Consider the following 13,675-nt stretch of genomic DNA (forward strand, 5'->3'; position numbering starts at 1 on the left):
GGTCTCATCCAGCCGCCGCAACGGCACTTCCGCTGAAGGAGCGGGCAAGCGCAAGAATAAGCCAGGTAATGATGCCAAGCCCGACCGACAGCGCGGCCGAGACCGAGAAATTCGCAGCCAGCGTGAATTCGGTATAGATCAGCATCGGCAGTACATCGATGTTCGTCGCCAGCGTAAATGCCGTTCCGAACGCCCCCATCGCGGTCGCAAACGCGATTGCGCCGGAGGCGACGAAGGCCGGCGCCAGGGCCGGCAGGACGACATCACGCTGCACTGCCCAAGGGCTCGCGCCGAGCGAGCGCGCGGCCTCTTCCAGGCCTGTATCAAGCTTCTGCACCGCGGCCATGATGGTGAGGATGACTCGCGGGATGGAGAAATACAGATATCCAAGAAACAATCCGTAGATCGAATAGGCAAAGACAAGCTTCTCGCCAAGCACGCGGTTTGAGAAATCGCCGATCAGGCCCTGTCGACCGGCGAGAAGAATGATCATGAAGCCGACCACCACGCCAGGAAACGCTAAAGGAAAGGTCAGCATCGCAATCAGAATGGCGCGGCCGGGAAAACGATGCCGCTGCAGGAACATCCCGGCGACCGTCGCCACGATCAGGGTCACAATGGTGGTCGCGGTGGCTAGCAAGACCGTGTTGAGGAGGGTCGCACGGTAACGCGGCTCGGTCAGGATCGCGAGATATCCCGCGAGCCCCTGCGGGCCTTCCGCGCCGGTCACGACCAGCCGTGCCATCGGCAGCAGAAAGAACGCCACCGTCACCGCCGCGAGCGGCAGCAGGCACAACCAAACAAAAGACCTATGTGACATCAGATGGCAGCGCCTCGGCGAAAGGCGCCATATTGCCTCAGCGAACCTCGGCGAGATAGCGATCTACAAAGCCTTTTTGCATGTTTTCCATCTGGCCCCAGTCGACGTTCTTCGCACGCGCATATTCGCTGTCAGGCAGGAATTTCTTCTTCACCGCCTCGGGCAGATCGATCGGCCGCGCCGGCCGAAGGTAGGCGTTGGTCCAGATCGCCTGTCCCTTGTCCGACAAAAGATAGTCCAGCACCTTCTTGGCCTTGTCCTTATTGGGCGCGTTCTTGACGAGGCCGGCGACATAGGGAAACACCACTGATCCCTCGCAGGGGATCACGAATTCAAAATTGCCCTTCTCGGAGTATTTCGCGCGGTACGCGTTAAAATCATAGTCGAACAGAATCGGCATCTCGCCAGAAACGACGCGGGCATAGGACGTCTGCTTGGGGACGATCGGGTCGTTCTTCCGCAGATCCTTGAAGAAGTTGATCGCGGGATCGAAGTTCGCTTCGGAGCCACCGAGCGCCAGATTGATCGCGACGGCGCCGACATACCCGACGGCGGCCGACGACGGATCGAGATAACCGACCATCCCCTTATAGTCGGGCTTCAGGAGATCCTTCCAGCAGGCCGGCACCGGCTTGCCGCCGAGCGCGTCCTTGTTCACGAACAGGCCAAGCGTGCCGGAATGAATCGTGGTCCAGTAACCGTCGGCATCCTTCAGGCCGGCGGGGACCTGGTCCCATTTCGCCGGCTTGTAAGGCTCAAGCGCATCCTGCGCCTTGGCCTTCATGCCAAAGGTGACACCGAAATAGCCGATATCGCCCACCGGGTTATTCTTCTCGGCGAGTATCTGAGCAAGCGCTTGGCCGGAATTCTTGTTGTCGTGCGGGATATCGTAGTTGAGGTCGGCTTTGATGGCCTTGAGCATGGAAGCCCAGTCCGCCCATTCCGGCGGGCAATTGTAGCAAATGACGTCGGCCGCTTTGGCGGATTGCCAGGGCGCGATTAGCAACAGCGCCAGCAAGGCAAGAACAAAACGGGCGGTCTTCATGGGGCACTCCGGGTTAGGGCGGCAATTGACGATCTCATCACCAATCGGTGTGACGTATAGGCCGCGTATGAAGGTTTTGCGACACAGCGTTTTGCGGGGAAGGCCGCAGCGCCGCCCGGCGCGCCATCAACGTCCGCCTGCCCCTCCTGATCAAACTGATCGCGGTCGCATTAGATGCGTCCCAAGGCGGTCAGAATAACCTGAGGCGTCAGCGGGATTTCTGTGATGATTGTCTCAAACGGCCTGAGCGCGTCATTGACCGCATTGGTCACAGCGGCCGCCGCACCTGCCGTGCCGGCTTCCCCTGCGCCCTTCGCGCCCAGTTCCGATTCGAGGGTCGGCGTGACCACATGTCCGACGTCGATGTCCGGCATTTCACCGGACATCGGAACCAGATAGTCGGCCATATTTGCGTTGGTGAGTTGGCCACGTTCGTCATACACACATTTCTCGAATAGCGCTGCGCCAAGCCCCTGCACCACGCCGCCTCTGATCTGCTCATCAACCAGTTGCGGGTTGATGATCGTGCCGCAATCCTCGACCACCCAGTGCTTCAGCAGCTTCACAAAGCCCGTATCGGGATCAAGCTCCAGCCATGAAGCCTGAACGCCATTGGTGAAGGCGAAAGGATATTCGCGCGGGACAAAGTGCCTGGTCGCCATCAATTCGGGCTGAATACCCGGCGGCAGCGTGTCGGGACGGAAATAGACAATTCGTGCGAGCTCGCTCAGATCGATCCGCGGCGCGCCGTCGACGACATTCACTACCGCGTTGTTGACAATATCGAGTTCGCTTGGCGTCGATTGCAGAACGGCAGCCGCTACGTCGAGGATGTTCTTGCGCAGTACCTTGGCGGCTTGAAGCGCGGCCTCTCCACCGATACCAGCGCCGCGCGAAGCCCAGGTGCCCCCACCATACGGCGTATTGTCGGTATCGCCCAGGATGACGCGGACGCGATCCATTGAGACGCCAAGCACGCTTCCAACGATCTGTGCGGTAAGCGATTCCGATCCCTGCCCCTGTTCTGTGATACTTGTTTGGCAGATCACTGATCCCTGCGCATCAACCCGCACCGCGACGCCGTCCTGCGAGGATATCTTCGCACCGCCTACGCCATAAAACGCCGCACTCGGATTGGTAACTTCGATGAAGCTCGCGATGCCGATGCCACGATGGATGTTCCTCGCTCGCAAGGCGGCCTGCTCAGCGCGCAAGGCATCGTAGTCCATCATTTGGACGAGCTTGGCGAGCGTCGCATGGTGCGACAACTGCTCGAAGCGCAGACCTGATGGCGAGGCGCAGGGGTAGGCGTCGTCGGCAATCAGATTGCGGCGACGGATTTCAACCGGATCCATGGCAATCTTCATCGCCGCCAGATCGACCAGGCCCTCCGTCACCGAGCAGGCGATCGGATGGCCGACGGCACGGTACTGGCACATCACGTTCTTGTTCTGGAATACGACGCGGGCACGGGCACGGTAATTTCCGGTCACATAGGGCCCGCCGACGAGATTGACGACCTGATTGGCCTCGATCGCGCTGGTGCGCGGGTACATGGAATAAGGCCCGATGCCCGTAAGATCGTCGATCTCGAATGCCATGATGGTGCCATCGCGCTTGACGCCGATCTTTCCCTTGCAGCGATGGTCGCGGGCATGAATATCGGTGTTGAAGCTCTCGACCCGGTCAGCGACGAACTTGACCGGACGCCGCAGGAGTTTGGATAGCGCGTAGGTCGCCATCTCGTCGGCATAGATATGGACCTTGATACCGAAGGAGCCGCCGACGTCCTTGCAGACGACGCGGACCTGTGATTCCTTCAAGCCAAGATGGAGCGCCGCGATATTCTGCACCATATGCGGCGCCTGCGTGCCTTGATAGATGGTCAGCCTGGCTTCCGCAGCGTTCCAGTCTGCCACCACCGCGCGCGGCTCCAGCGTCACGCCGGTGTGCCGTCCGAAAACGAACTCCGCTTCGACCACCTCGTCGGACTCGGCAAAGGCCTGATCGACGGCGCCTGCGTCGTGAATGCGCTCGAACGCCAGATTGTCCCCAAGGGAGGCGTGGATCACAGGCGTTGCCGGATCGAGCGCGGTACGCATATCCGTTACGGCGTGCAGTTCTTCATATTCAACTAAGACATGCTCTGCGGCGTCCTCGGCCTGTGCGCGGCTGGCCGCCACCACGGCAGCGACCGCTTCACCCTGCCAGCACACTCGGTCGACAGCGATCGCACTTTGCGGGGCGGATTTGAGTCCCTTCAGATGCGAAAGCACGCCGACCCACGGCGTGATGACGGTCGATAGCTCCCGGCCTGAAACGACGGCGATGACTCCGGTCATCTGCTTCGCCGCTGAAGTCTCGATACCAACGATCCTCGCGTGCGCGTGCGGCGAGCGTAGGAACACGACATGCGCCATGCGCGGCAGCTCGATGTCGCTGACATAGAGCCCGCGTCCCTGCATCAGCCGATCAAGGTTCGGCCGCGGCACTGTCTTGCCGATATAGGAGTTCGGGCGGTCCAGCGCCGAAAGTGTTTGAGGATTTGCCCGCTCCGATGTCATGGCCAGCGTCCCGTACGCGTCCGCGCTGTGCTTTCGATGGCGTCGACGATGGCCTGGTAGCCCGTACAGCGACAATAATTGCCGGAAAGATGTTCGCGTATCTGCTCTCGATCCGGACACGGCGATTGCTTCAGCAGATCCTGCGCCGCCATCAGCATTCCAGGCGTGCAGAAACCGCATTGCAGTGCATTACGCTCCCGGAATGCAGACTGCAAATCGGCAATCTCGCCGCTGTCGGACACCCCTTCGATCGTCTCGATCGCTGCATTGTGCGCCTGAACGGCGAGCATCAGGCAGGAGCGGATGATGTCGCCGTTGATGCGGATCGTGCATGCCCCACACACGCCATGTTCGCATCCGACATGCGTTCCGGTCAGCTTGAGATGCTCGCGAAGAAAATCTGCCAGGTTCAGGCGCGGCAGTACATTCGCTTCGACGAGCTCGCCATTGACCCTCAGCGCAATCGCAACCGTCGCCGTCACGCTGACGCTCCCGCACGAAGATCAGGCCGGGCAAGCAGTAACGACACACAGCGCGTCAACAGAACCTTCGCCAGATGCCGACGCATGGCGGGTGTCGCCTGTTGATCCTCCAGCGGATCGAGTTCATCGTCCAATGCGGAAGCGGCCTCAGACAACACCGCGGACGTGACAGCGACATCGACCAGCTTGCTTGCAGACTTGGCCAGCAACGAACGATCGCCGACGGCAAAGAAGCCAAGTCGAAGATCGGCGAAGCGTCCATCCTTGATGGAAGCCTGCGCTGCGAGACCAACAATGGCATAATCGCCATGCCGACGGGCGAACTCTTGAAAGAAATGCGTCGAGCTTTTTGGAATCACCGGCAGCTCGACGGCAACCAGAAGCTCCTGCGGCGTAAGCGCGGTTTCGTAGATCCCGACGAAGAACTCGTTTGCTGCAATCCGCCGCTCGCCGCCCGGTCCGCGGGCAATGATTATAGCGCCAAGCGTGAGCATGCAGGCCGGCAGTTCCGAAGCCGGATCAGCGTGCGCAAGGCTTCCCCCAATCGTGCCGCGATTGCGGATCGCGGGATGAGCGACATGGGCGACCGCATCCTTCAGCAAGGGAGCATGGGCTGCTATTTCGGGGGATTTCAAGAGATCGGCGTGACGTGTCAGCGCACCTATGGTGAGGACGCCTCCCTTGAGCGAGACCCCGCGCAACTCGGTCAGCTCGCCAATGTCGACAATGAGCTCCGGTGCGACCAGGCGCAGATTCATCGCCGGCACCAGGCTCTGGCCGCCCGACAACACCTTGGCCCGTTCGCCATACGCGGTCAGCAATTCCAGCGCATCGGCAACGCTGGTTGCGCGGGCATAACCGAAAGCCGAGGCTTTCATTTTTGGCGTGACCTCCCCGGCCAACAGTCATCATTTTTGCGGAATTAGACGGCTGTGATCGCCAAAGGTCAAGTTTGTTGGATGATTATTTCGACTTTGAGCTTGTTTTCGAGCGACGAACGACGCACGTTCTGTGCAAATAAAAAGCCTACCGTTAGGGAAGAGCGGACCATGAAGCTTGGGTTCTTTACGATGCCGATCCATCCTGTCGACAAGGATTGGCGGCTTTCGCTCAAGGAAGATCGAGAGGCTTTCCTGCTAGCCGATGAGCTTGGGTTCACCGAGGGCTATGTCGGCGAGCACACCACGGACAGAGCCGAGAACATCACGTCCTGCATCGCATTCATTGCATGGCTCGCCGCGGCGACCAGCAAGATCAAACTTGGCACCGGCACCGTCAACATGCCGAACGCCCATCCAGCAGCGATTGCAGCCTCGATAGCGATGCTCGATCACATGCTCGACGGGCGACTGATCTTCGGCATCAGCCCCGGCGGCCTGCTGTCGGACGCGGAAGTGTTCGGCAATCTCGAGGCGGATAGGAATGCCATGTTCCTGGAGGCGATCAATCAGGTGCTTCAGATCTGGGCGAGCGAGCCGCCCTACAATCTGCAAGGTCAATTCTGGAATGTATCGGTGCAGAAGACTCTGATCGAGGACATCGGCCAGGGCTTCATTCCGCGCCCACTGCAGCGGCCGCATCCGCCGATCGTGGTCACTGCGGTAGCGCCGTTTTCAAAGGGTGTGACGGAAGCCGCCGCGCGCGGTTGGGAACCAATTTCGGCAAATTTCCTGATGCCGGCCTGGGTGAAAAGCCATTGGCCGAAATATGTCGAGGGATGCGAGCGCGCCGGCCGTGCTGCGGATCCAGCGAATTGGCGCGTCGCCAAGAGTGTGTTCGTAGCCAAGGACGCAGCTACCGCAAAGGCTTATGCCACCGATCCAAACGGACCTTATGTCTACTATTATCGCTCGTTGCTTACCAAGCTGAGGCGGAGCGGTCGCATCGAACTGTTCAAGACCCGCCGCGATCAGCCGGACGACGAGGTGACGCTGGAGTCGATCTGCGACAAGCTGATCATTCATGGCACCCCGGACAGCGTGGCGGATCAACTGCTGGCTTTTCAGGAAGAGACCGGACCCTTCGGCACGTTGCTGTATGCCGGCAAGGATTGGAAAGACCGCGAACTGGGGCGACAGTCAATGGTCCTGATGGCCGAACAGGTCATGCCGAGGTTCAATGCCGGCGCATCCGGCGATTCCAAAGCCGCCGAATAAGCCGCGGAGGAGCTTGCCGTGGCCCTGAGCGATCGCATTCCCTATCAAGCACAGGTGGACAGGCCGAAGCTCGCGCTTCCCGGCGGCAAGAAACTCGCGGTATGGGTCATCCTCAATGTCGAGGAGTGGCGGATCGAGAACGCGATGCCTCGCACCGTGCTGAGCCCGCCGATGGGCCAGCCGCTATTGCCCGACGTGCCGAACTGGTCCTGGCATGAATACGGGATGCGCGCCGGCTTCTGGCGACAGCTCAAGGCACTGACGGATCGCAGAATACCGGTGACGTTGGCGCTCAATGCCAATGTCTGCAACGCCTATCCGCGTGTCGCCTCCGCTGCGCTCGACGCCGGCTTTGAATTCATGGGCCACGGTTTCGTGCAGGGGCCGATGCACAAGGTCGAGAATCAGGCGGATGCCATCAAACGATCGGTCGAGACAATTTCGAAATTTGTAGGCAAGCCGCCGCGATCATGGGAAAGCCCCGGCCTCACCGAGACCGAGGAAACCCTCGATCTGCTGCGCCTCAACGGCATCAAATACGTCGCGGATTGGGTGATCGATGATTTGCCGCAGGACATCGCCACGCCCCACGGCACCATCACGACGATCCCCTATTCGGTCGAAACCAACGACATCGTGATCCACGCACTGCAGCATCTTTCTTCCGAGCAATTCCTGAAACGCTGCACCGATCAGTTCGATCGGCTATATCTCGAAGGCGCATCGAACGCGCGGATCATGGCGATCTCAATTCACCCGTACATCACGGGCGTGCCGCATCGCATCAAATATCTGGAGGCGTTGCTCGACTATGTCCTGGGTCACGACGGCGTGGCCCTGATGACAGCCAGCGAAATTGGCGACTGGTATCGCGCAGAGATGGCAAAGATCCAGATTTGATGTCTGCCGCAGGCGCTTGTCGAAGGCCCCGCGGGATTCGGCGGTTGCTCATGAGGACTTGCTGTCATCTCCCGCAATGAACCGGCCGAAACTACCGCGCGCAAACAGCAAGGGTTCCTGCCGATTATAGGCATAGGCCTCGACGGCGCCGAGGAAGATGATGTGGTCGCCGCCGTAATACCGATTGGCCGCGCGGCATTGGAAATTGGCGACGCAATCGGTCAACACCGGCGCGTTGCCAAGCCCCGGCGTCCAATTCACGCCGGCAAACTTGTCATCCGAAGACTTTGCGAACTGCGACGCCAGCGCCTGCTGGGAAGCTCCGAGAACATTGACCGCAAAATGGCTGGCATTCTGGAAGATCGTAAGCCCCTGCGAAAACATCCCGAGACTCCACAACACCAGCGGCGGATTGAGCGATACCGAAGCAAAGGAGTTGCAGGTAACGCCATACGGCCTCCCGTCCGCGGTCATTGCCGTGACAATGGTGACGCCGGTGGCGAATGTGCCGAGCGCATTGCGAAAATCCCGTGGGTCAATCGCCGAGTTGTCACTGGCAAGTTCATTGGCCGGATCGGCCGGATGTTTGGGTGCATCAGACATCCGCCGGGCCTCAGAGCGTCAGATTTTCGGACGGCAGGCCAAGCGCCACGCGTCCATAGTTGGTTCCTGCCGTATCAAAATTGAATGCGAGGTGCGAATTCACGGCGTGAGCGTCGCGGAACTGCCGCTGCAACGCGCCTGACGTGAATAGGCTGCGCGCGCCACTTGCCGCGAACAACAGCGAGACCGCTTCGGTGCAGAGGTTCACTGCGAAGGCGCCATCCCGCCGCAACCTCGTCTTGACCGCAAGGTCTGGAATATGGCCCCGCCTCGCCTCGGCCATCGCATCGATGCAGTTCGTACGCATCACGAGGCGAGCCGCATCGATCTTGGCGGACGCCTCCGCGATCTTGATTTGGGTAGTCTGCAGATCGCTGAGTTTGGCCCGATTGTAGGTCGAGGCCCGATGGCGCGCGAGCTCGACGTAATCATCTAGACAGGCTTGCGCATTGCCCAAACCCACGCCCGACAATACGTAAGGAAACAGTGAGAATACCGGTAGCGCATAGAGCGCGTTTGGATTGACGGCGCTTCCGGGCGTCGGTCCGCCGGTTAGATCGCTGACTGCGACCGTCATGTTCTCCGCAACGAAGCAATCTTCGACCCATACATCGTTCGACCCGGTACCGCACAGGCCCGTCGCATTCCAGGTGTCGTTGATCCTGTATTCGCTCCTGTTGAGCAGGAATATCCGATATTGGATACCCTCAGCCTCATCGTCTGAAGACACCACGCCTGCAAGCATGTTCCAGTCGCAGGATTCCACACCTGAGGAGAACGGCCAATGGCCGCTCAGGACGTATCCCCCCTCCGCCTTTCTCGCGCGCCCGGCTGGAAAGATGAAGGACGATGCGATCAACGCATCGGCATTCCTGCCCCAGACCGCGTCCTGCGCGTGCTTGTCGAACATGCCCAGCATCCAGTGGTGGCTGGCAAGATTGGCGAAATTCCATGCTACGGAAGCATCCGCCTGCCCCAGCGCGTCCGCGCAATCGACCAGAGCAACATAGTCAAGTTCAGCACCTCCGACGCGCTTGGGCTGCACGACCCGGAACAAGCCGGCATCATGCAAATCGCGTTCGGTCTCTGGCGGCAGGCGGCGGAGCTGCTCCGTCTTTGAAGCGCGATCGCGCAATTCCGGAATCAGGGCCTTGGCACGCGCAACCATGGCGGCATAGCTGTCCGAGCCCGGCCCCGCGGGTGAACCTGCATCCGGCTTGCGGCCGTGCTCCGCCATGTGTTTCCTCGCCTGCTCCGTTGCGATACGCCGCCCGCGCTTTGCCAGTCTATCGGCTGATGGCTAATGATCAAGGCGGGCGGAACATGGCAATCCGCCGCAAGAGGCTGCTCAAAAACGCAAAAAAGCCCGGCGGCCGATGGCCACCGGGCGAGTAGAGGCATTTTGAGGCAGGGAAATGCCAAGCAGCTATTTCATGTCTTTGCGCCAATAAAGCGTGTTCGGCCAGGCCCAGGGATGCGTTGGGCTGAACAGGCGGTAACCCGCGCGAATGAAGTTGTTGGCTGACGAAATATTATCCGTGGTGTCAGATACGATCGAACACCACCCATTCAGACGTGCACGCGCCTCCATGGCTCGCATCAGGCGCAACTGAAGCCGACGTCCGCAATGCTTGCCTAGCACGCCCACGCGGCAAAAATAGCCAGCTTTGAAAACGTGCGTCGACGGAATGACGCCGGCGAAAGCGACAGGCCTGGTTCCGCAAAGCGCAAGCCACCAGTGCCCCTGATCGAATTGCGGAACGGGTGCGGTCTCAAGAAACGTCAACTGATGAAGTTCTGTAAGTGTGTCCGCAATATCGTCCTCGCTCCCGTCAACCTCGCGAATTTGATACATGTCGCACCTGCATCCGAGTTCGTCTATGTGTGCGGCAAGTCAACCGATCATTTCCCGAGCGTCGCCTTGATGCCGAGCCACACGGCACCGACGAATCCCGTTACGATCATCGTGACGACTGCCTTGAAGGTATAACTCTGTGCCTGCTCGACGCTTCTGCGCCAGCGCCGCAGGTGCTGAAAATCGGCGCGAATCTCAAGGAGGGCCTTTGCTTTGCCCATTTAGGCTTCTCGGCTGGCCGGTCCGCCATGCTTGTCTGGGGTTGCATCGAAACGACCGATGGAGGACTCGCGAAGCGCGGTGCCGAAAGCAATTGTCGGAAAATCCGTCTGCGCGTCGTTGCGGTTGGGACGCGGGATGAACTGGACGATGTCGGTACTCACGAGAACTCCTCCGATGCGGCGATGACAATCAGGCCGACAAGCGTGAGCGATATCAAGCAAGCGGCCATCGGCGTCTCTCCAAAAGAAGAAATGTGGGGCATGATCGCGGTGTGCAGGCGCAGATCATTTGGGGCTCGAACCCTATCCCGTCGGTGCCGCGTGCGGGCGCGTGACGATCCGCGCCGCGGGCCGACATGTTCGCGCATGCCGGCTAATTGTGTGGTGATGGGAAGGTTCGGACGGCGGCGCGCTCGCGATCGCCCAGGCGGGGGCGTTGGGGAGTTGCGGCGTCGATTTGCAGCCGCCGTCCGATTCGAAAAATTCCAAACAAAAAGCCCGCGACGGATTTCTCCGTGCGGGCTTGACGATTTTCGCGATGATGGCGTTATGCCGGTGATTTGCCCGACATGTCAAATTCAGCGGATCGCCGAAGAAATGCAACCTACCAAAACCATGGCCGCCGTAATCCCATGTATCTCGCAGGCTTCGGAAGCGGCTCAAAGGATTTGCTATCGGAATTTCAGGATGGACAATGACAACGACTTATCCTGTTGGATGATTTCAAGCTCACATCACCTCGTCTCGATTTCGGAGTGCCGACTATCGGAAACGCCCTCACTTTCTGAAGCGAAGCAAACCGAAAAGAAGATCGTCCATGCTTTCCTTGCGCGCCGACGGGCTGTTCGAAAAGTTTCCGATTGGCAGGGGGAAGGGCAGATCGGGTTTCGGCCTGCCGGTGGCGATACCGGGCGGTGTTTCGGCTGGTGCCGGCGCGGGCTGATATGTCGCTCTCGGCGTACTGACCGGAGGTGAGGAAGTCCAGTTTCCGAAGCGGCCAACAAATGAAGCGGGACGTCCAGACGATGAACTCTCATCGGACGGAGTAAAAGGCACCGCTGGCGCGCCTATATCGAGTGCGGATACTTGGGACGGGCCGGCGACGCGGCGAGCTAGATATCTCTCCGGCCTGGCGCCAGCGACGCCGTGAGCCTGAATAGGCGGCAGCCAAGCGGGTTGGCCGCTGTTTTGCGGTGAAGAATCAGGGCTCTCGAACCGCTTATCGAACGAGGCACGATCGTCTGCCGGAGACGAGTTCGTTGGCACAAACGGTACTGCATCAAGAGGCGGCACCGCCCTGTTAAGTGGATTCGTCAAGATTCGGTCAAATCCTGGAACACGGACGGCATGTGCTCTGCTACTTGCCGGATCGATTACGATGAGCCGATCGAAGATTTCAGGAAGCACAGTACCTGGCCCGAGAAAGCCAGCCTGCTTCAAGGCTCCGGCTGCAAAAGAATTGCTGTTTTGAGAAAGTGGACGATACTCGTAGCCAGTCGCGTTGACGTCGTCACTAAATCCTCTCATGCGATCCCATTGCGAACGGAGATCATCACCACCGGCAATCATCGTATGCGGCTTGTTTAGGGCGACGTAGCCCTCACCGGTCCTCTCTCGCGCCCTCAACCGTCGAAACCGTGAATCTGTGTTTCCTTACGCCATCTGACCGAACCTCCTCGCGAAGGAATGCAACGAATTTCTCGGCATTACGATTGAAACTCCGTTCTGGCACTCCCTCAAGGGTATAGTGCTTTCCATTGGCGTCGATGTAGTTCAACACGACATGGTGCCCTAAGACCGCCCCGTGATAAGGCAAAGCGGTCGCATTGGTGTAGGTGAGAAAAATTCTTTCACGCATTGAGTATCTCGCTACCCGTTTGGTGAGTACCGAATGGCGCCAATTCTTCTACAGTCGAAGCAACGATCAGTTGCTCGTCGTCCCATCGATCGAGTGGAGGTGACGTGGGTGTTAAGTCACGGTTATCGACCGGCTACGGATCCTAAATCGGGAGTCGTCCTGGCGGCGCCTGCCACGATCATGCATTGCCGCCAGTTTTCAACCGCTCGACGGCATCAATCGATGCGATCATCATTGGAATCAACGGAGCCGCTGCAATGAGCCAATCGGTCCAGGATGCAGCAAGCATCATTCGGTACCAGAATGCAGAGACGATCACGTTGCTATTTGTTCACCCAGCCAGCACTGTGAGTGTCGGATTTTTTCTTTAGAGCGCTATACGCGAACTCAACCTCGACGTCATTGCTCCAGAAACGAACCAAATACTCCTTCGCATGTGGATTGTAGGTTATTGGTCGGGCAAACCGTGATTGGATGGCTTCCTGCAGCAGCAGGTCAGTGTCACAATCCTCAAGAGGCGAATATCTCTCATTGAGTTCGATGAATGGCATGATCCAGTTTTTTTCTTTTGACAGCAACTGGTCGATTTCAGCGAAATAGGTCTTTGCTTTTTCCAGGCAGAGGACGGGATCGGCGCGAACGGCCGATGCTTGGACAAGCAGCAACGAGAAAGTAACGAGCGAGAACATCATTAAACGCGCTAGAGAGGTCGTCACGTTCTGATAAGCCATCTTGAAAGCCACTCCTGCTGCAGGGGTTCAACTAATCCATTGCTAGGATGACCGTATCGATCCTGTGAGGATTTTTCGTGCATCCTCCCCCTGGCGGCGTCGAACAGTTTCAGGATTTTTTGTGCAGATGCGCCAGAGGCGATGCCCGTAAGACGTCGGTGCTCACGAGAACTCCTCCGATACGGCGATGATCATGAGGCCGACCGCACGAGCGATATCAGGCAGGCGGTCATCGGCTTCTCTCCAAAAGACGAAATGTGCGGCATGATCGCGGTGTGCAGGCGCAGATCATTTGGGGCGCGAACCTTATCCCGTTGGGGGCCGCGTGCGGCGCGTGACGAACCCGCGCCGCGGGCCGGCATGTTCGCGCATGCCGACCAATTGTGTGGTGATGAGAAGGTCCGGACGGCGGCGCGCTCGTGACGCCCGGGCGGGGGCGT

At 59.2% G+C, this 13,675-nt stretch carries 14 protein-coding genes; 3 read left to right on the forward strand and 11 right to left on the reverse strand.

The annotated features are described in order from the left end of the window. Positions 1–4 precede the first annotated feature (4 nt). The 5 genes from YUO_RS0110955 to YUO_RS0110975 form a co-directional block, all read right to left on the reverse strand. Complete coding sequence (locus tag YUO_RS0110955; RefSeq protein ID WP_028347291.1) at positions 5–820, reverse strand: ABC transporter permease; 816 nt, start codon at positions 818–820, stop codon at positions 5–7. A gap of 37 nt (positions 821–857) precedes the next feature. Next, entirely contained in the window at positions 858–1,865 is a 1,008-nt protein-coding gene (locus YUO_RS0110960) for an ABC transporter substrate-binding protein (RefSeq protein ID WP_028347292.1), read from the reverse strand. Between the two features lie 170 nt (positions 1,866–2,035). Further along, positions 2,036–4,429, reverse strand: a complete 2,394-nt coding sequence (locus YUO_RS0110965; protein ID WP_028347293.1) for a xanthine dehydrogenase family protein molybdopterin-binding subunit — start codon at positions 4,427–4,429, stop codon at positions 2,036–2,038. Further along, positions 4,426–4,911 (reverse strand): (2Fe-2S)-binding protein, encoded by a 486-nt coding sequence (locus YUO_RS0110970; protein ID WP_028347294.1) that lies wholly within the window; start codon positions 4,909–4,911, stop codon positions 4,426–4,428. Before YUO_RS0110970 ends, YUO_RS0110965 begins: the two co-directional genes overlap by 4 nt. Next, the gene (locus tag YUO_RS0110975) at positions 4,908–5,789 is read right to left on the reverse strand and encodes an FAD binding domain-containing protein (protein WP_028347295.1); all 882 of its coding nucleotides are present in this window, start codon (positions 5,787–5,789) and stop codon (positions 4,908–4,910) included. The genes YUO_RS0110970 and YUO_RS0110975 overlap by 4 nt, the downstream gene beginning before the upstream one ends. Before the next feature lie 171 nt (positions 5,790–5,960). Here YUO_RS0110975 and YUO_RS0110980 point away from each other — a divergent pair, with 171 nt between their 5' ends. Further along, positions 5,961–7,067 carry an LLM class flavin-dependent oxidoreductase gene (locus YUO_RS0110980; protein ID WP_028347296.1) on the forward strand — a complete coding sequence of 369 codons (1,107 nt, stop codon included), beginning with the start codon at positions 5,961–5,963 and terminating at the stop codon, positions 7,065–7,067. 18 nt (positions 7,068–7,085) lie between these two features. After that, on the forward strand, positions 7,086–7,967 hold the full coding sequence (locus YUO_RS0110985) for a polysaccharide deacetylase family protein (RefSeq protein WP_028347297.1): 882 nt from the start codon (positions 7,086–7,088) through the stop codon (positions 7,965–7,967). A gap of 48 nt (positions 7,968–8,015) precedes the next feature. On the opposite strand, the gene YUO_RS0110990 is transcribed toward YUO_RS0110985, so the two are convergent. The 5 genes from YUO_RS0110990 to YUO_RS46155 form a co-directional block, all read right to left on the reverse strand. Beyond that, the gene (locus tag YUO_RS0110990; RefSeq protein WP_028347298.1) at positions 8,016–8,570 is read right to left on the reverse strand and encodes a flavin reductase family protein; all 555 of its coding nucleotides are present in this window, start codon (positions 8,568–8,570) and stop codon (positions 8,016–8,018) included. A 10-nt stretch (positions 8,571–8,580) separates the two neighbouring features. After that, the gene (locus YUO_RS0110995) at positions 8,581–9,807 is read right to left on the reverse strand and encodes an acyl-CoA dehydrogenase family protein (RefSeq protein ID WP_028347299.1); all 1,227 of its coding nucleotides are present in this window, start codon (positions 9,805–9,807) and stop codon (positions 8,581–8,583) included. Between the two features lie 189 nt (positions 9,808–9,996). Then, positions 9,997–10,425, reverse strand: a complete 429-nt coding sequence (locus YUO_RS0111000) for a GNAT family N-acetyltransferase (protein ID WP_028347300.1) — start codon at positions 10,423–10,425, stop codon at positions 9,997–9,999. Between the two features lie 47 nt (positions 10,426–10,472). Beyond that, the gene (locus YUO_RS46150) at positions 10,473–10,646 is read right to left on the reverse strand and encodes a hypothetical protein (protein ID WP_156908590.1); all 174 of its coding nucleotides are present in this window, start codon (positions 10,644–10,646) and stop codon (positions 10,473–10,475) included. Then, the gene (locus YUO_RS46155; RefSeq protein WP_156908591.1) at positions 10,647–10,808 is read right to left on the reverse strand and encodes a hypothetical protein; all 162 of its coding nucleotides are present in this window, start codon (positions 10,806–10,808) and stop codon (positions 10,647–10,649) included. It abuts the gene before it with no gap. Positions 10,809–11,463: 655 nt separating this feature from the next. On the opposite strand from YUO_RS46155, the gene YUO_RS48470 reads away from it, so the two are divergent. Beyond that, entirely contained in the window at positions 11,464–11,589 is a 126-nt protein-coding gene (locus tag YUO_RS48470) for a hypothetical protein (RefSeq protein ID WP_283806406.1), read from the forward strand. Between the two features lie 1,238 nt (positions 11,590–12,827). On the opposite strand, the gene YUO_RS0111035 is transcribed toward YUO_RS48470, so the two are convergent. Then, the gene (locus YUO_RS0111035) at positions 12,828–13,235 is read right to left on the reverse strand and encodes a hypothetical protein (RefSeq protein WP_028347302.1); all 408 of its coding nucleotides are present in this window, start codon (positions 13,233–13,235) and stop codon (positions 12,828–12,830) included. Positions 13,236–13,675 lie beyond the last annotated feature (440 nt).

Origin of the sequence: Bradyrhizobium murdochi (genome assembly GCF_000472965.1) — a bacterium.
GTDB lineage: Bacteria > Pseudomonadota > Alphaproteobacteria > Rhizobiales > Xanthobacteraceae > Bradyrhizobium > Bradyrhizobium murdochi.